A 20,374-nucleotide genomic window follows, 5' to 3' on the forward strand; every position below is an offset into this window, starting at 1 on the left:
CCCCTTTTATTTTTGAATGGGTTCCCTATAATGCCTACGCACTAACTCCTTAAACAATTCCCCTCTTTGCTCATAATTCTTAAACATATCCCAACTTGTACAAGCAGGAGATAATAATACGACATCTCCAGGCGTTGCTTCAGAGATGGCTTTCTCTACCCCATCCTCGAATGAAGCAGCCCTTATAATCCTCTCAACCCTCTCATCTTTAGCCGCCTGTTCCATCTCCTCAGCCGCTTGTCCCAGCAAAATTAAACTTTTGACCTTTTTTCGGACAACCTTCATGAATTCGTGGAAATCAAGTCCCTTATTTTTTCCTCCGGCAATTAACACCAAAGGCTCGTCGAAAGCCTGCAAAGCTTTAGTTGCCGCATCTGTATTCGTGCCCTTAGAATCATTTACAAAAAGCACCCCTGCAAAGGAACCTACAACTTCTTGGCGATGTTCAACTCCTTTGAACCGAGCAAGTCCTTCTGAAATCTCAGTCCAGGAAAGCCCGAATGCTCTTGCGGCAGCGGCAGCTGCCATAACATTTTCCAAATTGTGAGATCCGCGTAATTGGAGATTCTTTCGCGAAATAATAGGAATCATCGTCTTCTTTTCCTTAACCGCAAAGACAATATCATCATGCCATAGACTAATTCCATCCTGCAAAAAAGTAGTCGGGCTGAAATAAATCACTTGGCTTTTCAATTTTGTTCCTAAGTCCCGGACTCTCGGATCATCCCAATTCAAGATCGCTAAATCCATAGGAGTTTGGTTTTTAAAAATCTGAGCCTTAGCCTCTAGGTAGTTTTCCAATGTTTCATGCCTATCCAAATGATCAGGGGTGAGATTTAGCAAAACTCCTATATGTACATGAAGCTTATCCACAAATTCTAATTGAAAACTAGACAGTTCAGCCACAACAATACTGTTATCCCCTAAGCCGTTTACTTGCCCGCTCAAAGCAACTCCAATATTCCCCGCAACAACTGTAGGCTTACCTGTTAGCTTAGCCAATTCTCCTATAAGGGTTGTGGTTGTCGTTTTACCATTTGTCCCGGTTACTCCAACACAAAGGGCGGGACAGTCATGCATAGCCAGTTCTACTTCACTCCACAAAGTCACATTGCGAGAAAGTCCCTCTTGAACCAAAGGGAGCTTAGGGGAAACCCCCGGTGACAAAACAATCAGCTCAGGATTAATCTTAGCAAATTCCGGCATTTCTCCTAAAAGCAAATGTTTTGTATCGAGTCTGATATCCTCTATACCAGCAAGCTGTTCTGCCGACTTACTATCTGTCAAGAAAACCTCTGCTCCCAGCTTATGAAGTTTTCGAACCGCCGCCTGTCCACTTAAACCTGCCCCTATTACCAAAGCGCGTTTGTTCAACCAATCCACAATATATACCCTCCGTTTCAAGTTCTAGACGCTATTTTTGCATATTCATCTCGAACCTCTCAAAATAACCGATCATATCTCCTTTCTCATCTCTTACAGGTACAATATTAACCCTCTCATTCCTGTAATTAACGTGCAAGAAGACCTCATTAGCGTGGTTCTTGAGTTTTTCGACAGTGGATTTTATCATTTCCACTGATTTAGGGTTTTGATGGCACTCAAAAAGAGACTTCCCAATCAAATCTCGATAGCCACGTTCTTGATAGTAATGATATTCTGCTCTTTTATTAAGGTATCTGATAACATGCTCACAATCGACAAAAACAATCGGGTACGGGTATGAATCCAAGATAAAAGACAACATTTCTTCTCTATCCACAAAAGTTCCTCCTAAGTGAGTCTAGATCTATTGAGTCTCAATCCTTATCCCAGGGTAGGCATATATCCAATAATTCCCAGAACGGCACAAATCAAAGCGACAGACCAGAAAACAATAACTACCTTCCATTCACTCCAACCAACAAGTTCGAAATGGTGATGCAGGGGACTCATACGAAAAATCCTTTTCCCTGTTGTTTGAAAAGAAGCAACTTGAAGAATTACAGAGAGCGCCTCCACTGCAAACAAACCACCAATCACTATCAAGACTAACTCACTCTTAGTTAGCACTGCCAGGCTTGCTAGAGCACCTCCTAGTGCTAAGGATCCGGTATCCCCCATAAAGATCCGCGCCGGGTAGGTATTAAAGCGCAAAAAGCCCAGGGTTCCACCCACCAATGCCGCAGCAAATACTGCCATATCCGTCTCATGGGCCAAAACAGCTACTCCGTGAATAGCAGCCAGTAAAGCAATCACCACATAGGCGGCACCTGCAAACATTGTACTTCCGGCAGCTAATCCATCCAATCCATCGGTAAGATTTACCGCATTAGTCATTAGCACAATGAGCAGAGAAATCAATACATAGTAAAACCAGTTTAATTCTAGGTGTACTGATGTGAAGGGAATAGCAACGTCTGTTCCTCGCCCTAGCCACTTGACAGAAACCCACATTAGAATAAATGCTAAGCCAAACTGTCCAATGAGTTTTTGGTAGGCTCTAAGCCCTAAAGAACGATGCATTACAACTTTAATAAAATCATCAATGAAGCCAATTAATCCAAAACCAAGGGTGATTCCGACCAAAGTCACCATTTCCAAAGAAGTGGGTTGTTCTGCCGAAACTAGAGCACTGACAATAATACCTACTAGAAAAATAATCCCACCCATTGTAGGGGTTCCTGCCTTTTTTAGGTGTCTTTTAGGGCCATCATCGCGTACATTTTGACCGAACTTAAGAACCCTCAAGACCGGTATCAAAAAAGGGCTCAGGACCAACGTGATAATTAGGGCTAATCCTGCTGCCAAGACCAAACGCTCAGACATGTGCTATTCCATCCTTTACTCTCATCTTTCCAGTTTTGCCGTAATCTCTTCCATTCGCATACCTCGCGAACCTTTAATCAGAACCCAAGTCCCCTGTCCCAACGCCAGCAGCCTTAGGGCCTCTTTAACAGCCTCTTCACGAGAATAGGTCACTGTTATATGATTTTCCGGAAAACCGGCCAATCGCGCCCCTTGAGCAATCTCTTCAGCCAATTTTCCCACTGTGATCAATTCACTGATTCCTAAATTTGAGAGTGCTCGCCCAACCTCTCGATGGCCTGATTCCGCGGAAATTCCTAATTCGTACATTTCACCTAAAATTGCCAGGCTTCTATTACTACCTGCTCGCTCCTTGAGGACTTGCAAAGAGGCCTGCATGGAAACCGGATTGGCATTATAGACATCATTAATTATGACACTTTCCGAAACCCCTCTTCGAATTTCCAACCGCATTCTAGATAATTCCAGCTCACTAAGCCCAGCGCATCCTTTGTCCAAAGAAACTCCCAACACCGTCCCAACAGTTAAGGCAGCCAAGGCATCCAATACATTATGAGTACCGGGTAAGGGGAGATTGGCTGTTACTTTCTGATTTTTATAACCCACGTCAAAGGTTGTTCCCAGTTCTCTCCAAGGCCTAAGCTTTGCACCTCTAATAATTGGTTCGGCAAAAGCTCCTTCAATACCATAATATGAAATCTGATGCTTGAGATCCATTCGGGCCTTTTCTACCGAAAACTGATCTTCGGCATTGATAATTGCGACTCCATCCTCAGGTAAGGCATCAATTAGCTCCCATTTTGCTTGAGCAATACGCTCCTGAGTAAGAAGCAATTCCAAATGAGTAGTACCAATATTCGTTATTACCCCAATATCCGGCTTTCCAATATCGCATAGGGCTTTAATCTCACCCAAACCACGCATACCCATTTCAAGAATTAATATCTCTGTTCCAAGGGGTGCATTTAAGATGGTCATCGGAAGCCCTAACTCGTTATTATGATTTTCTTTATTGCGGTAAACCCGATACTCTTGGGATAAGACTGCGTATATCATGTCCTTTGTTGTCGTCTTACCATTACTTCCTGTAACACCAACTACCTTGGCCTTAAGCTCCATACGCCAATACTGAGCAAGTTCTTGAAGCGTCTTAAAAACAGACTCTACTAACAAAAGAGCTTTCCCTTCCGGCACCCTAGGCTCTATGGCTCCCCGAAAACGAGTTTCATCCGCAATAACCAGCACTGCTCCATTATTCCAAGCTGCGTCTATATAATCATGCCCATCTACTCGCTCTCCCGGCAGAGCAAAAAATATTTCTCCACCTTGGGCTTGACGACTATCAAGGATACACCCGTGAACTTCCTGATCCGGGTCTCCCAGCAATTTTTCTTTAACTAATCTAGAGACGGCTTCAGTCGTCCATTTACGCATAGCCAAGCCCCCTTAATGCTTCACGTGCTACTTCACGGTCATCAAAGGGATGAACCTCTTTACCAAAGATCTGATAGGTTTCATGCCCTTTACCGGCAATCAAGATTGTATCTCCCGGTTTTGCTTGACTGCAGGCACTCCATATTGCTTCTCGACGGTCTGCTAGAGCAATATGCTCCACTCCTGAAACGCCGGTCAGAATCTCTTTAATAATTTCATCGGGATCTTCCGTTCGGGGATTATCCGAAGTTACGATCAGAAAGTCACTCCCCCTTGCAGCAACCTCCCCCATCAAAGGCCGTTTTGTCCTATCACGATCCCCTCCACAACCGAAGACAGTGAAAAGTCTTCCTTTGGTAAAGCTTTTAGCAGTACTTACTACATTCTCCAAGCCATCCGGGGTATGGGCATAATCCACGATGACCTGAAAGGGCTGACCTTGACGAACGCTTTCAAAGCGACCTGGGACTCCGGCTATTTCTGAAAGGGCCTCAGCAACAGTTGCTGGGGGATAGCCCCTCTCCACTCCCCAGACAAAGGCTGCTAAAGCATTGTAAACACTAAAAAACCCTGGCGTCGCATACCAAACTTCTTGTACGGTTCCCTTAAATCGAACCTGAAAGCGTACCCCCTCTGGGGTTACTTCTACATTCTCTGCCCGGTAATCAACCTTATTATTTATTCCATAACTCACAACTGAAGCAATTGAAGCTTGACTTAATTCCCTAAAGACCGGATCATCCCCGTTTAAAATACTAAGCTTCTTTAATTGCTTAGTCCCTTTCAAATTAGAAAATAAGAGGGATTTCGCCGCCAGATAGTCCTCCATTGTTTTATGATAATCTAGATGATCTTGTGTCAAGTTTGTAAAAATTCCTGCATCAAATTCACAACCGGCTACCCGTCCTAATACCAAAGCGTGAGATGATACCTCCATTACAGCCAAGTTCACACCTTCAGCAACCATTTCCGCTAAAAGCTTCTGAACCTCTATAGCCTCAGGAGTTGTCCTCTCCCCTGGAATGGCCCGCCCATTAATTCGAGCCCCTAATGTTCCTATCAAGCCAACTTTCTTGCCAAGCTTTATCCCGATTTTCTCAATAAGATAAGTAATGGTAGTTTTGCCGTTTGTACCGGTTACACCGACTAGCTCAAGCTGCTCACTCGGATGATGATAGATTATAGCTGCCATCGCTCCCATAACTTGACGCACACTTAAAACTCTAATCTGGGGAACATCCAGTGGTAAAAACCGTTCCACAACTAAAGCCACAGCCCCGGAGGCAACTGCATCAGCCGCAAAGTCATGACCGTCTACCTGAAGGCCCGGTACACAAGCATATAAATCCCCTGACTGTACGTGCCTCGAATCCATTGACATTCCGCGGACGATGACTCCACAATCCCCTGACGATTCCAGAATCTCAATACCGCTGATTATGTCTAATAACGATTTATTCGCTCTAGGCATTCATCATCTTTCCTTTCGAATGCTTTGTAAACCAGATTATAACTTCCCTTAAATTATTATAGACAAATAAGCCTTGCGACAGACCTAAACCTAATCGGTTACTGCCCTAATGGGCTGCCCGAAATAGGCATACGACCCGTTAGACTGCGAATAGCCTCAATGTCTTCATCTTCATCTTCCCACCAGGGATTAAGTGTAGGCGTCGATGCCTCTGCCCCCAGATAGAGGAGAATATTAGATTCCGCTTCCACTTGTGAGTCACCGTGAGGGATCTGATCTAAAACGATCTCACCTTTACCCTCTGTCATTATCTTAAACCCTGCTTTAGTTAGAATATCTTGTGCCTCTCCTAAAGGAAGGCCTAAGACAGAAGGAACCGTTGCGGCTTTTTTAATAGGTGAGAACTCTAGCCCAGGCATAGGTTTGCCGGGAGTTAAAGGTGCCTTAGGATCAGGTTTAACACCCAGATATCTCAACGAATCGAGCATGACCGTCTGTACAACAGGAGATGCTACAACCCCACCATAAAAGGGCACGCCATCAATAACACACAAAATTGCCAGACGGGGTGCATCTGCAGGGGCAAATGCTATAAAAGACGCAACATATTCCCCTTGGATATAGCCACCGTTCTGCACTTTTTGTGCAGTCCCTGTTTTTCCCGCCACACGATATCCCGGCAGGAAGGAACGTCGCCCAGTTCCATTTGTTACGACAGATTCTAAGACCTCACGTTCGATTTTAGAAGTATCCTCACTTATAATACGCCTGATTTCTTCTTTTTTGAAGGGGGTTACAACCCTACCGCTTGGGCCAACAATCTCTTTTACCAATTGTGGCTTCATCAAGGTCCCACCATTAGCAACCGCAGAAACCGCCGTTAGTAATTGGATAGGGGTAACGTTATTTGTCTGACCAATTGACATGGTCGCTAAATCTAAGGCTGTGGCCTTTTTCTTATTTGCTAAAATCCCTAAGGCTTCTCCGGACATCTCAATACCTGTCTTCTTTCCAAAGCCAAAATCCCGCAAATACTTATAAAAAGTATCCATTCCCAAGCGTTGTCCCATTTCGATAAAACCCGGATTACAGGAATTTTCAGCCACTTCCGTAAAAGTTTGATCACCATGTCCGCCTGCTTTCCAGCAACGAACATTTTTACCCAAAACCGTATAGGCACCCTTGTCAAAAAAATGCTCGCTAAGCTTAATTTTCTTTTCTTCCAAAGCAGCAGCGAGAGTAATAATTTTAAAGGTAGATCCTGGCTCATAACCATTCTGAATAGCAATATTACGTCTCGTACTGGGATCTGCTTCCTGATATCGATTTGGGTCAAAGGTCGGTGCAGAAGCAAGGGCCAGCATCTCTCCTGTATTAGGGTCCATTACCAGGATTGATGCGTTCTTAGGCACTTGCCCATTCATATTAACCCCCTGACCGGTCATTAACTTTTGCAATTCCCGTTCCGCAAAGGCCTGAATATTTTTATCAATGGTTAATTTTACAGTGTTTCCCTGTTTGGGAGCCAGGTACTGATGTTCCGCTTGAGGCAAAGGAATGCCATTAGCCCCAAATTCTTGGAGAATACTACCCGGTATCCCCTTCAGCTCCGATTCCCTTGTCAACTCTATTCCTTCAAGACCCTGATTGTCAATTCCAGCATACCCGATTATATGGGCTGCAAGACTTCCATTGGGATAATATCGCTGACTATCCTCCGTAGTTCCTATGCCAGGAAGTTCTAACGCCCTTACTTGTGCTGCAACCTCAGGGGTAACACGCTTTTGTACGTATTCCAGCGCTGAACGTTTTGTAATCCGCGCTTCAATTTCTTGAGCCGATTTTCCAAGCAGCGGAGCTAAGGTTGCGGCCATCTCTTTAGCACGGCCCGATTGGCGAACCTCCGCCGGAACTGCATACACTGTTTCTGTACTGACACTCATTGCTAGAACATTTCCTTGGCGATCCTCAATATTTCCACGTTTGGGAGCTACCGGAACACCACGAAAATGAGAATCATCTGCCTTTTTTCGCAAATCGGCTCCCTGACTTAGTTGAACGAAGCCTAACCGAACAATTAACACTACTAAAAAGGCACAGACACACAAAAAAAGAAAAGCGATTCGTTTACGCATGACGACATAAGGACTCATAAGCCCTCACCCCACCTTTCTGGGGTCTCCGCGTACCCAAAGCGCCTTTCTCTTAACGTTGTGTAGAAGCAAAAAAGCTTGTAAATTTTCGTGAGAATTGTTGAAGTGCAGTGGGTTTAGACTCTGCTTGAGTTACCGCTTGGGTCGGCGGAGCCCCCTGTTCATTTTTAGCCGCAGGCACTACACCTGCCATATACACTTTCCCCGTAGGTTTCTCCATACCCATAGATAGGGCAACACTCTCAATACGTCCTACTGAACGAAGTTTGTCGGCTTCCATCTGAAGCAGATCATTCTTCGTTTTGATAGCGGAAATTTCATTTTCTAGGGCTCGTATCTCAGCTCCTTGGACTACTGTCAGATGAATAGTTTCCGCTCCAATGGCACCCGTCACTCCGACAACAAATGCCAAAACTACAATACTTTTAATCTTAGAGTATCCTTTCCCTTTTCTCACAAGTCGAGGATTTTTCTCGGCATGTGTTTGTGTCAAAACCTCCTGCCACTCAACCTTTTCTTGCGCCACTACCATGGGTATTCCTCCTCCTATTGCTTTAGACATTATATTTTTTCGGCAACCCGTAATTTTGCACTTCTTGACCTAGGATTTTGCTCCACTTCTTCTTGGCTGGGAAGAAGTGGCTTTTTGGTTATTACCTTAGCTTTGGCTTTTGCATTGCACCGACAGATCGGTAACTCCGGCGGACACGTGCACCTTCCCAGCCAGGATTTCATTCTCTCTTTGACGATGCGGTCTTCAAGAGAATGAAAGGTTATTACCCCTACTCTGCCACCCTGGCCCAGACAGTTCAGGGCCTGATCTAACCCACGATCCAAGACTCCCAGCTCATCATTGACTACAATTCGTATGGCCTGAAAAGTACGTTTTGCGGGATGAGGTCCACTTCGTCGAACTGCAGCCGGAACCGCAGCTTTAATTGCCTGCACCAGATCTCCCGTGGTTTCAAGAGGCCTTTCTCTGCGCGCTTGAGTTATAAACTGGGCAATCCTTTTTGCCCATTTTTCCTCTCCATAGTCCCAAATGAGTTGAGCTAATTCCTCTTCAGTCCATAAATTCACAATTTCACGAGCACTTAATAGACCTGAAGAATCCATACGCATATCTAAGGGGGCATCATGCATATAACTAAACCCCCGTTCAGCTTCATCGAGTTGAGGTGACGAAACTCCTAAATCAAAGATGATTCCATCGACGGGAAGCAAGTCCAATTCTCCTAAAGTTTCCTCTAACGACTCAAAGTTCCGATTGATTAAGGTGACCCGTTCATCCTTACCAAGAATATCTTCAGCATGACGAATAGCCTTTATATCCTGATCAAAACAGATCAATTTTCCGGACGCTCCAAGCTTTGATAAAATCATTTTACTATGTCCGGCACCTCCTAAGGTGCAATCAACATATCTACCCGAGGGATTTGAAACGACTAAATTTACAGTTTCTTCTAATAACACTGTAACATGATGAAATTCCAAGTTAATCCGTTCCTTTCTATATTCCGAGCTGGACTAGAGATTCAGCAGCGCTGGCATAGGCACTTTCTGCTTGCTGACTGTATTCTGTCCAAAGTTTCTGGCTCCAAATCTCGACTCGACTTGACACTCCCACCAGAACCAGATCTTTCTCTAATTGCGCATAATCACGCAGATTAGCTGGTAATAGAATTCTCCCTTGCTTATCAAGCTCACATTCTGTTGCCCCAGAGAAAAAGAAACGGACGAAAGCTCGTACATCAGGTTGAGTAAATGGTAACTCGCGCAGCTTTTTTTCTAAGGTTTCCCACTCTGAACGAGGGTAAACGAACAAACAGTGATCTAAGCCTTTGGTTACAATAAATTGTTCACCTAAGGCTTCACGAAACTTGACAGGTATAATCAACCGTCCTTTTCCGTCAATCGTATGAATGTATTCCCCCATAAACATAGTGCTCACCCCACTGCAGTGGTTTTCTACCCCACTTTACCCCACTTCATCCCACTATTCTCCATTCATGAAGATAATCCTGCTAAAGAATTCTCTTTTTAGAATAAAAAATAGGAAAACAGGAGGAAGGTCCTAGTTTATTTCGAAATAAGTAGGACCTAAGCAGTAAAAAAACAAAAGCCTTTTCAACACTTTAATAAAGCATTAAAAAGACTAAGGACTAAGAGTGAAAATTTAATTGGGATATAGCTTAAGGTAACTTTCAAAAGTAGTTAAATGGATCAATTCCGAGACTTCCACTTCTTCCAATTGGAGTTCCTTAATTCTACTTCGACGGAGTTAGACTCACGGAAGTCTCGATGTTCGGCTTTAGCTGAACTAGTTCACTTAGGCTTTTTAAGCAAGATGCAGTGGTTTTCCGAGTATTCCGTGCGCTGCTTCCATTACAGCTTCAGGCAATGTAGGGTGGGCATGGACTGTTCGTGCTATATCCTCTGCGAGCAGCCCTTTTTCAATGGCTATTACTAATTCAGAAATTAACGTGCTCGCCTGCGGCCCCATGATGCTGGCCCCAATAACCACTCCTTCATGATTCGCCAAAATTTTAACGAGTCCAATGCTTTCACCTAAGGCTAAGGCTTTGCCATTGGCTGAAAACGGAAATTTACTGACTCGATAATCGACTCCTGATGCTTTAAGCTCCTGCTCAGAAAGCCCAACCGTGGCAATTTCAGGATGTGTAAAAATCGCACTGGGTATGGCTCGATAACTCATCTCCACGGAATGACCGGCAATCTGTTCCACAGCAATTATTCCTTCTGCAGAGGCCACATGGGCTAACATAATTCCCCCTACGACATCCCCGATTGCATAAACATTAGGAAGATTGGTTTCCATTTTAGAGTTCACCTTAATGGCTCCCTTGTCAATCTCCAAACCCAATCCATTTACATCGATTCCTCTCAGATTTGGTCTGCGGCCAGTTGACAATAGAACGCAATCAGTAGAGATTTCTTTAACTCCTTTAGCATCTTCAATCTGAACTAGAAGACTCTCACCTGCTTGACTAATCTGCTTTACTAATGTTTTTGTAAAAATATCTATTCCATTACGTTTTAGTAATGGGGTTATTCGCTTTGGAATTTCCTCATCGATGGTTGGTAACAGACTCGGAAGCATTTCCACAACACTTACTTTGACCCCAAAGGCCTGATAGATGGAAGCAAATTCCAACCCAATAACTCCTCCTCCGATAATAACAAGACTTTTAGGCATATCAGTAATGTCTAGAATCTCATCACTGGTCACTACCCCTGGAAGATCAGCTCCCGGAATGGGTATTCGTACAGGTGTAGATCCTGTTGCCAGCACAACGTTCTCTACCTCTAAGTCTTCCTCACCATTCACTGTCCTCACAGAAATATGCCCTAATTGTTTAAATTCGCCCCATCCCTTGATAACACGAATATTTGCGGCTTTCATTAATTTCTCCACACCGCCGACAAGAGAGTTGACAACTTGTTCCTTTCGAGCAACTACTGCCTGATAATCGACTCTTTTGTCACCAACATACAAACCAAACTCCGGAGCGTGTCCAATTTCCCGCCATAAATCAGCACTCTTAACGAGAGCCTTTGTAGGAATACACCCTCTGTTCAAACACGTACCACCTAATTGTTCACCCTCGATGAGAACTACTGACAAACCTAATTGAGCGGCTTTTAACGCACATACATATCCTCCAGGACCTCCTCCGAGGACGCCAACTTTATAAGCCACGTCTTTCCTCTCCTTCCCTATAGTTTTCAACTAATTCTATTTCAGGGGACGTTTTACCTGCAAAGATGCTCAGTCTAAAGCTGAACAAGAATCTGTAAACAATATGTCCAGCTCAATTTGATCGTATGCGCAGGGACTCTGTTCAGTTCAAAAATGTCCTAGGTTGCTCTGTCTACAGACTAAATACAAGGAAAGGACCTAAGCCCCGAGTTCAGCTCAGGATTTAGATCCTTTTAAGATTGTTCTCTACCTCTTACGGTTTAACCGAAAAACTCTCCTGAAGTAACAGGTATTATTAGGATTTGCCCAGGATAGATAAGATCGGGGTTGCGAAGATCATTAGCCAGTATAATGGCCTGCATTGTTGTGCCATAGCGTTGAGCAATTTTCCAGACAGAATCACCTTTTTTTACCACATATACTTCATTTGAAGGGGTAGGTGTAGGCATTGGTGGGCAAGGACGCTTAGGATGATGTTGATGATATTCATGTTGTTGATGATGATGCTCCATAACAGGGGTACCACAAGGTGAGCATGGTCTTGGCCCGTCAAGATCAAGGGAAACAAAGCCCGGATCTAAATCAACATCTAGATTTACAAAGCCTCCTGGGGGATACATGCCAGGAGCACCATGCATCATACCATACATACCTGGCATTCCCTGCATGCCTTGCATGCCTTGCATTCCTTGCATGCCTCCCATTCCTTGCATTCCTCCCATTCCTTGCATTCCTCCCATTCCTTGCATGCCTTCCATACCTTGCATGCCTTCCATGCCTTGCATTCCTCCCATACCTTGCATTCCTCCCATACCTTGCATACCTTGCATTCCCGGTGTAAGAGTTGGGTTATAAGCAACGGAACGTAATTCCATATTATTTTCCTCCTTTATCGTTAACCAGCTTGCTTCTCAACATTTATTCTTGCCTTTAACTAATAACAATATATGGAAGTAAATCCATAATGTGTTTGTACCTTGCTAAACTATTTGTTTTTTTAAAATCATATAATTTAAAACCCAAGCCTTAATAGTGCCCGAATCAAATTCTAACTTTACACCCAATTTAGCTAAAAACTTGTACTTAAAATACAAGTTAATAGCAGTTTATAAGAGATTAAAAATAACACAAACAATATTCTTGAACTCGAAGTTTGTATTTACTGGGTTAAATACCTTTATCAAAAGTATACTCCATCTATAAAGGGGCTGATGCTTACGAACCTTTAGTTCGTTTTGCACAGCCCCTACATAACTAACAATATTAGCTTAAATTCAAATATGGATTTTCTATACCTCAGTAATCGCCTTATTAAGCTTTTCAATTAGATCATCCGGATTTTTCCCATGAGTTAATGCCGCACCTTCGATGCTCTCCATTGTTGAAGAAGGACATCCTAAACAGTGCATCCCAAGTTCTAAAAAAACTTGAACAGTTTGAGGATATTGGCGAAGAACTTGGCCTACTGTCATCTCTTTAGTTAACAATTAAATTCCTCCTTTGCATTTCTTATAGAAATACTCGGTTTTATTATATAGTATTTTTGTCGGATATACAACAAGCTAAGATACGAACACCCAACTCACATTTATACCATGTCTACTCTCTAAATCCGGGTCATGATTACAAAGTTATTTACACCGTCCCCCTCATAGCACTTCCAACTTCCGACAAAAGCTGATAAATGTGTTCCGAAAGATCTTTCTGAAGAGTACCGGTCCCACAACTTGGCGTTAACATACTTTGCTGGCGCAAGAGGTTTTCATCAACGCCACGTTCTACAAGCGCAGCAATATTATTTTCCAAACGATGTATTAGACCATGAGCAGTTTCTTCCCAAGCATCTTGATTTGTAGGGACAATTCCCCAAGAAAGGATGCCACCACGTAATAAAAATTTGTTAAGATGCTCAGCTAAAACCATCATACTCTGTAAATAAGCATAGGCATCAAAATTCACAATTTGGGCCTTAGAGTCAAAAAGAAGCGTCCAATCCATACCTGCACAAACATGTACGCCGGGGATCCCTTTTTGCCGTATAATTCCTTCAAAAATTGAGTTTAACTCTGTTATCAATTCCTCTCTGTTTAGGGTTATATAGGAGGAGGCACCTACACCATAGAGTCCGGGATCATCGACCATCATAATTACTGGCAATTCGAACTTGCTCAGTCGCTTGGTCTGCCACTCGGCATGTAAAGTAAGAGTCTTAACCAAGATATCTCGAAGAGTTTCATCATAATAGCTGGATCTTCTATTTTTATCCGTGATTTGCATACCTAACGTAAGCGGCCCACTTAGTTGTCCTTTTAAAAATATAGCTTCCCTTGTTCCATGATTTTCGAGATTAAGGCAGAAAGCTTCAAACCCTTCTCCACCTTGCAGACTAAAGCCAAAGCGACTTAAAGCCTTATCGGATCCCTCAATTCCCTCTAAATACAGAGAGAAAAACCCGGTCATTCGCTCTACCCAGTCCGTTTCTTCAACTAAAAACTTTGGATTTTTAATATCACCAATAATTCCTGTTTCAATTAAAACACTGAGGTATTGCCCAATAAATGAGCTTTCTGCACCGGAATTAGGGAGTTGAGGCCAATGAGGAGCCAGAGGGACTTTTCTCCATATCAAATCTAAGGCCTCTTCACTATTTGTTTGAGGAACACTTCCAACTCCTGTGGTTAAAAAATGAGGTTTGAAATTATTTCTGTTCATATCTTAACCTCCCCATCTAGCTTGATTTAATACAACCTCGAATTTTAAAGTGTTATATTTGGTATTTAAGAATATTGTCATTTTATCATCTCATGTAATTGTTGAACTATACTATGAGTAAGCGGTTGGAACATGTTCCAAATAAAAACCCAATCTGATACGTAAAACGATCCCCACACGAAAACTGCTCCAACAATAATTCCGGGAACCCATAAAAAGGGTAAATACCTCCCCCCAATCCGGTGAATATCATGTGCCCGAATAGGAGCAAACAGGAATCCCAACAGGATATAACCAACCATAGGTGCATAAAATGGAACTCCCCAAGGGATCAGAGCCCAGGCAATGGCAATAAATACCGCCCAACGATAACGTCTTTCCAACCAATAAATAAGACCGGCTTCATTAGGTTTCTCCGGTAAATGCGGAACAACGACTCCAATTTGGAGCAATCGAATAAGAATAAATAGACCAACTAACACCGCCCATATTAACCAAGGGGATTGAGCCTGTAATAACTGCATACCAGGCCATAAGTGGGAAAGCCATGGGTTAACGTTGAGAGGAATACGAAATAATCCAGAGGTGAATAGCCCTGCTACCATAGAAATGCGAGCTAAAAAGAATAGTCCATTCCAGAACCAAGCATTGCGCAGACGACGCTTGGGCTTATTATTTCCGATCTCTTTATAACGCCAAGTTGCTGATCGAATATTCATCCATCCCAGAAAAACCATAAGCAGAGCCCAGCATCCAGCAAAGATTTGTTCTTTATCCCATTGCACGCTTGAGGTCAAAGGAGTTTCGACCGCTACAGCTCCCCACATCCCCTTAATCGAAGCTCCTTCGATTAAAATCGATTGCTCTTCTGAAAGTCCTGAGCGAAGGTTCGATAATGTCAGCGCAAAAGCCAAACTAGGCTCTACTTCTTGCTCAGCCTGTTGCAAGTACATTTTAGCAGAATCACTAGAGTCTAAACCCTTTCCCACTGTCCATGCCCAAAGTGAAGGGTGAAGCCTCTTTACTGAGATTAGGTTTCGAAAATCATCTGCTTGAGGAAGTCTCTTAGACGGAACTAACTCAACAGGTAGTTCAGCCCATATCCCGATACCTACTCTGTCTGCAGTTTGCAGCCAAAGTTCATCCGGAACTTGTCCAATGAAATAAACAAGGTTTTTTCCTTCTTGACGTTTAGATATTAACCATGACTCTATCTCCCCGGAATTACGAAGACGGCTTTCCTTCTGAGGTGTTAATGCTTCTCCCGAAATCAAAAGTTCCTGACCATTTAATTTCCAATTCCCAGATTCAAAGGAAACCGCGCTTAAACCTAAAGGCAAGGATAAATCGTCAACATCACCTTTACTGTTCGTAACCTTTAGATGTAGTTGATAGAGGTAAGGGTCTTCCGTCGTCCAGCGACGGGCATCAGGTAATAAGAATGTTAAGGTCACCGGTTGACGATCCGGACTTTCTTGGGGTTCCACAACAAGTGTTTGCTCCGCTAACCCAGCAGATCCATCGGAGATAACCCCATATACAGTCCATGGCCCTTCCGGAGAAAAACCACGGTGCAGCAAATCTGTAGCCACTGTTATTTGAGCAGTAGACTCAAGCCATCCAATCTTTACTTGCGGCAACACTATGGTCGTTTCCACAACGGCATCCAAACGAATATCACCTTTGATATACCCCGATTTTGGCCAAGCGGAACCTAACAAACCGGAACGCTGCCCGGCACTTCCAGTAAGCTCAACTAAGAGGGTGTTGTCTTCTCCATAACGAAAGGCTTTAGGTAAAATTTCTAACTCGTCACTTCCACCACTACCTTCAAATTCACCTATTTTTTCACTGCTAGAGATTCCATTTAAGTAAACATTGGCATGTCCCTGTACCCCATTAAAGGTAAGTACCATTGTCCGGGAGCTCCACTCACCGGGGATTTGTAACCGTTTAGTAACAACGGAGAATCTTGCACTAGACGGAAGAACCAACGGACGTCCTTTAGTTAGAAAGAATTTACTATATTTACCCTCGGAAGGTTCTGATTCTGTAGTCCAAGCTTGGCGTAAAGATGAGAACTGATTCCAACTCCCATTTAAATTCTGAGTATAACGTGAAGCACTAATTGCACTCTGGCTGGCATAAAGAGAATCCCCTTCCGAACTCTGCCAATTCCACCAAAGAACGCCTAACGTTACTACCCATAAAATTATAAAAACTATGAAGCGACGATTAAACATAAAACGAGCCCCTTCTTGCAGCACTTAAATCCGATGATACTTGAGATATTCGTGAAAAATCAACAAAACCCTTGCAAACAATAAAAAAAACTCATTTAGTAAACTAGTCCAACCATAGGACCAATTTCCAAAAATGAGTTCCTTAAAATTAAACTTGCTTTTTAATTCAGCTGCTCATTGCTCCGGCATTCCGGACAGACACCATAAAACTCCATGCGGTGTCCTAATATTAGAAATCCGGATTTCTCCATCACTTCTTGTTCCATATTAATCAGAGGCGCATGAAAATCAGCTACCTTACCACACTTTGAACACACAATGTGATAATGATTATTGGGGTTGCCATCGAAACGACTGGCCATATCTCCATAAGATAACTCCAACAGGTGTCCATGCTCTTTTAACATGTTTAAAGTATTATAAATTGTGCCTAAGCTTACTCCAGGAAATTTAGCCTTGACATGATGGTAAATTTCATCGGCCGTGGGATGGGACCGAGTTTCAAGCAAGAACTCCAAAATTGCCTGTCTCTGCGGTGTAAAACGGACACCTTTATCTTTCAATTGTTTAAGAATTCCGATTGCATTCATGTCCCTATCCTCTTTCCTCAGTATTTGAAATCATTTCTAATTAGATTTTAAGTTAATATAATAAATTTGTCAACTATCAAGTTGCCTAATAAATTCCCCGTTTTAAAAATGCTTTCGCTCAAGTCTTCACTTATCATGCTAATTCGATTAAGAGAATACTTACACTTTAAAATAAGTGGTATTAAAAGAACCCCAGAAGTGCTTCTAATTACCGATCTCTTGCATTGTAGTTCTGTCTCCAGCTCATTCTCCGGAATCCCCAGAAGGATCACCGCCTGGGAGTAGCTCAAATTCCCAAACGTTTGGGAATTTGAATTGCCGTCCTGGTCGCGGGCCGTTTGGCCCCGTACTCTTAAAAATGCCCATACTTGCTCAGCCTTTTTACGTAAAAAAAAGAGAGTTAACTAACTCTCTTTTTTATACCACTAAAACCATTAAATTTTTAAGCAGGATTTGGTGCTTCAACTGGACAGACAGTGGCGCAAGAACCGCAATCGATGCAAAGCTCTGCATTGATAACGTATTGACCGTCACCTTCGCTGATAGCAGATACTGTACATTCTCCTTCACAAGCACCGCAACTTATGCATTCTGAGCTAATAACGTATGCCATACCCAACATCCCCTCTTCTCCGAACTTCAGAATCAATATACCAAAGCCATGGAGAAAAGGCAAGCTAAAAACTATTAGGTTATCACATAAAAAGTAAAATTATTCATTCGTTAGTTATAGATCACGTCCCGGTCTGTAAGGTACTTGATAAAGTCTCCTTAGACAATGGGAACAATACGGGAGAACCCTGTTACTTACATGATTTCTTCGAAAAAGAATATGTCCCAGATCTTCATGTTCAAATCCACAAGCACGACACTTTTCCAACATAAAATTTTTACCTCCTCACACACGATTGTGCGTTTCTGTACAAGTAATTTAGTTATAGTATGCTCCGTTTTTAAAAAAAATAAACAAGCAATTTAGAATTGCTTGTTTAAGATTTGAGTCAGATGCCCCAGAGTGTAACACTCGTACATTTGGCAGAAAGGAAGAAATGCTTTTACAAAAGGAGTTTCTGACCACCGCCGCTCCGGAAGAGTATTTAACCATAGAACTTTACGAACCTGTCTATTAGCCCAACTCAATAACTCTGCTGCCTTTTCCCCTTCAAGTGTCTGAGCATCACTCACAATCAGAAGCAGGGTTTGTTTTGAAAACACATCCGAATTATGCCTGTGCAGAGCTTCTAAAGCATTAGCAAGATTAGTCCCTCCTCCCCATTCCTTCCCGGACATGGAGAGAGCTTCTTTCACCATTGTTTCAAATGTTTGGCCCTTTTTAAACTTCTGGTTTAAGGGTACTAACATTTCCCCAAAGGCAAATGTTTTAATTCCGTTAACAACAGTCGAAAGTCCATAAACAAATTGCCAGATAAACTCACTATATTTCAACATAGACCCGGAAATGTCACAGAGTAACACAATTTTGAGACGTCCCTTGCGGCGACTCCGATAACTACGGTCAATTAATACCCCGCCATACCTTAAATTCTTGCGCAGAGTCAGGCGCATATCCAGGCCTCCCCGGCGACGGGCGGCCCGATAGCGACGAGTCACTTGATTGGCAAGTCGTTGGCTAAGGCGCCGAATTAAGCGAACAACCTCCGGCCATTCTTCAGGAGAGATCTTCTTTAAATCCCGACTTATGACCTCAACCTCGCGATCACGTAGTGCTCTTTCCACCTCAGAGAGAATTCCATTAGTGGACCCCGGAGAAAGTATTGGCTCATCTTCATTTAATTTCCTGCGCCAATATTCTAAAGATCCGCGGAGAACCCGTTCTACCATAGGCTGATAAGAATGATCCAAAGGCATTCCACCACGAGTTCCATTCGAGGATTTTTCCAAGAAATCTCTCAAGCGTTGTTTATCATCTTCAGGCATACTTGCATACACTGCTCGCTGCTCTTCAGTAATATCTAATTCATTGTCTTGAAAACGCAGATCTTGGTAAGTACTTTCGATCTGCTCGTTCCATTGGTCAGCCTTTTGAGCAGCCGCCTTATTCCAAGCCTCTTTTTGTTCTAAAGTAGCAAAATAAGCCCGAAAGGTTTCTCTGAACGCGGAGATATGCTTAACATCCTTAACCATAGTCGCTTGTAAAACGCTCTCAACTCTATCACGGTCCACTAAACCGATAAGGGACAAACCTTCTGCCGCATCAAAAATTTCAGAAGGGCTTATTTTAATCCCTACCGTTCTCAATAACTGTGCAAACTCCACCAGGTGCTTATCTAGTTCACTGACCTTTCTATCGCTGTTGGTGTCCATGTGCATTCCGTTCTCCTTGTGCCATTTTACCTGACTCAAAAAGGAGGCCTTCTGCTCCCATCTCTTGATAGAATAGCTCTACATCATCCTGACTCTTAAGCAGCAAGGTTAATGTAGCTTCAACCCAGGCCGGATCCAGTCCCGTCTTACCCATTACGAGCAAAGCCTTTGCCCAGTCCATTGTTTCTGATACCGAAGGGGTCTTATTGAAAGAAAGTCGTTCCCGCAGCACATTAACAGCTCTTGCTACTTCTAGTGCTAATCGTTCCGGCAAATCCGGGACTTTTGCCCTAAGAATCCGAACCTCTTTGTTAACTGAAGGCGGCTCTATATGGAGGAAAATGCATCGTCGCTTCAAGCCATCAGAAAGCTCTCTTTCTCCATTTGAAGTTAATACCACCATAGGACGTTCCTTGGCTTTAATAGTTCCCATTTCAGGTATTGTCACTTGGAACTCTCCTAAGAGCTCGAAGAGAAAGGCCTCAAATTCAGAATCGGTCTTATCAATTTCATCAATGAGGAGTACACATCGTTTTTCACTTAAAAGTGCCTGCAGTAACGGGCGAGGAAGCAGATAATCTGCAGAGAAGAGGTCGGCTTCTTGAAGATGTTCCCGACCCAGCTGTATCTTTAAAAGCTGTCGCTGATAATTCCATTCGTAAAGTGCTTTTGTCTCATCTAGACCTTCATAACATTGAAGTCGAATCAGAGGAGCTTCTAATACTTGGCTTAACACTTTAGCAATTTCCGTTTTTCCTACTCCAGCAGGTCCGGAAATTAAAAGTGGTTTTCCAAGCTCAGTCGCTAAAAAGGCAGTAAGCGCGATTCTATCATCCCGTTCGGTAATATAGCCGATAGCATCTAACTCTTTCTCAAATAGATCTAAAGTCCTTCGCTCCGTCATTTTACCCCACCCC

Annotated in this window: 18 protein-coding genes and 1 pseudogene; all 19 read right to left on the reverse strand. The window is 43.1% G+C overall.

The features are described from left to right. Nucleotides 1–6 precede the first annotated feature (6 nt). Nucleotides 7–1,383, reverse strand: a complete 1,377-nt coding sequence (murD, locus tag BLS16_RS00900; protein WP_092328715.1) for a UDP-N-acetylmuramoyl-L-alanine--D-glutamate ligase — start codon at nucleotides 1,381–1,383, stop codon at nucleotides 7–9. Between the two features lie 31 nt (nucleotides 1,384–1,414). After that, nucleotides 1,415–1,762, reverse strand: coding sequence for a PAS domain-containing protein (locus tag BLS16_RS00905; protein WP_092328717.1), 348 nt, complete (start codon nucleotides 1,760–1,762; stop codon nucleotides 1,415–1,417). Between the two features lie 44 nt (nucleotides 1,763–1,806). Next, complete coding sequence (gene mraY, locus BLS16_RS00910) at nucleotides 1,807–2,808, reverse strand: phospho-N-acetylmuramoyl-pentapeptide-transferase (protein ID WP_034598494.1); 1,002 nt, start codon at nucleotides 2,806–2,808, stop codon at nucleotides 1,807–1,809. 21 nt (nucleotides 2,809–2,829) lie between these two features. Beyond that, nucleotides 2,830–4,242, reverse strand: coding sequence for a UDP-N-acetylmuramoyl-tripeptide--D-alanyl-D-alanine ligase (locus BLS16_RS00915; RefSeq protein WP_092328720.1), 1,413 nt, complete (start codon nucleotides 4,240–4,242; stop codon nucleotides 2,830–2,832). Beyond that, the gene (locus BLS16_RS00920) at nucleotides 4,235–5,713 is read right to left on the reverse strand and encodes a UDP-N-acetylmuramoyl-L-alanyl-D-glutamate--2,6-diaminopimelate ligase (protein ID WP_092328723.1); all 1,479 of its coding nucleotides are present in this window, start codon (nucleotides 5,711–5,713) and stop codon (nucleotides 4,235–4,237) included. Before BLS16_RS00920 ends, BLS16_RS00915 begins: the two co-directional genes overlap by 8 nt. A 98-nt stretch (nucleotides 5,714–5,811) precedes the next feature. Then, nucleotides 5,812–7,866, reverse strand: coding sequence for a penicillin-binding transpeptidase domain-containing protein (locus BLS16_RS00925; protein WP_092328727.1), 2,055 nt, complete (start codon nucleotides 7,864–7,866; stop codon nucleotides 5,812–5,814). Between the two features lie 52 nt (nucleotides 7,867–7,918). Continuing rightward, on the reverse strand, nucleotides 7,919–8,398 hold the full coding sequence (locus tag BLS16_RS00930) for a septum formation initiator (protein WP_092328729.1): 480 nt from the start codon (nucleotides 8,396–8,398) through the stop codon (nucleotides 7,919–7,921). Between the two features lie 29 nt (nucleotides 8,399–8,427). Then, the gene (rsmH, locus tag BLS16_RS00935) at nucleotides 8,428–9,360 is read right to left on the reverse strand and encodes a 16S rRNA (cytosine(1402)-N(4))-methyltransferase RsmH (RefSeq protein ID WP_092328732.1); all 933 of its coding nucleotides are present in this window, start codon (nucleotides 9,358–9,360) and stop codon (nucleotides 8,428–8,430) included. 16 nt (nucleotides 9,361–9,376) lie between these two features. Continuing rightward, a complete protein-coding gene (mraZ, locus tag BLS16_RS00940) occupies nucleotides 9,377–9,808 on the reverse strand; it encodes a division/cell wall cluster transcriptional repressor MraZ (RefSeq protein WP_174278167.1) in 432 nt (143 codons plus the stop codon). Between the two features lie 396 nt (nucleotides 9,809–10,204). Continuing rightward, nucleotides 10,205–11,587 carry a dihydrolipoyl dehydrogenase gene (lpdA, locus tag BLS16_RS00945; RefSeq protein WP_092328735.1) on the reverse strand — a complete coding sequence of 461 codons (1,383 nt, stop codon included), beginning with the start codon at nucleotides 11,585–11,587 and terminating at the stop codon, nucleotides 10,205–10,207. 260 nt (nucleotides 11,588–11,847) lie between these two features. Next, complete coding sequence (locus BLS16_RS00950; RefSeq protein WP_092328737.1) at nucleotides 11,848–12,462, reverse strand: LysM peptidoglycan-binding domain-containing protein; 615 nt, start codon at nucleotides 12,460–12,462, stop codon at nucleotides 11,848–11,850. A 414-nt stretch (nucleotides 12,463–12,876) separates the two neighbouring features. Continuing rightward, a complete protein-coding gene (locus BLS16_RS00955) occupies nucleotides 12,877–13,074 on the reverse strand; it encodes a DUF1858 domain-containing protein (protein WP_034598486.1) in 198 nt (65 codons plus the stop codon). Between the two features lie 148 nt (nucleotides 13,075–13,222). Further along, complete coding sequence (locus tag BLS16_RS00960) at nucleotides 13,223–14,299, reverse strand: methionine synthase (protein ID WP_092328740.1); 1,077 nt, start codon at nucleotides 14,297–14,299, stop codon at nucleotides 13,223–13,225. A gap of 77 nt (nucleotides 14,300–14,376) precedes the next feature. Next, nucleotides 14,377–16,542 carry a glycoside hydrolase family 2 protein gene (locus BLS16_RS00965; protein ID WP_092328742.1) on the reverse strand — a complete coding sequence of 722 codons (2,166 nt, stop codon included), beginning with the start codon at nucleotides 16,540–16,542 and terminating at the stop codon, nucleotides 14,377–14,379. Between the two features lie 161 nt (nucleotides 16,543–16,703). Continuing rightward, nucleotides 16,704–17,132 carry a Fur family transcriptional regulator gene (locus BLS16_RS00970; RefSeq protein WP_092328745.1) on the reverse strand — a complete coding sequence of 143 codons (429 nt, stop codon included), beginning with the start codon at nucleotides 17,130–17,132 and terminating at the stop codon, nucleotides 16,704–16,706. A gap of 47 nt (nucleotides 17,133–17,179) precedes the next feature. Further along, nucleotides 17,180–17,458, reverse strand: a pseudogene (locus BLS16_RS24130) (DUF3102 domain-containing protein); the annotation flags it as partial. Between the two features lie 116 nt (nucleotides 17,459–17,574). Then, complete coding sequence (locus tag BLS16_RS00980) at nucleotides 17,575–17,745, reverse strand: DUF362 domain-containing protein (RefSeq protein ID WP_007786544.1); 171 nt, start codon at nucleotides 17,743–17,745, stop codon at nucleotides 17,575–17,577. A 362-nt stretch (nucleotides 17,746–18,107) separates the two neighbouring features. Then, the gene (locus tag BLS16_RS00985) at nucleotides 18,108–19,463 is read right to left on the reverse strand and encodes a vWA domain-containing protein (protein ID WP_092328748.1); all 1,356 of its coding nucleotides are present in this window, start codon (nucleotides 19,461–19,463) and stop codon (nucleotides 18,108–18,110) included. Beyond that, nucleotides 19,438–20,361 carry an AAA family ATPase gene (locus BLS16_RS00990; protein WP_092328750.1) on the reverse strand — a complete coding sequence of 308 codons (924 nt, stop codon included), beginning with the start codon at nucleotides 20,359–20,361 and terminating at the stop codon, nucleotides 19,438–19,440. The genes BLS16_RS00985 and BLS16_RS00990 overlap by 26 nt, the downstream gene beginning before the upstream one ends. Nucleotides 20,362–20,374 lie beyond the last annotated feature (13 nt).

This window comes from Desulfosporosinus hippei DSM 8344, from assembly GCF_900100785.1.
GTDB classification, from domain to species: Bacteria; Bacillota; Desulfitobacteriia; order Desulfitobacteriales; family Desulfitobacteriaceae; genus Desulfosporosinus; species Desulfosporosinus hippei.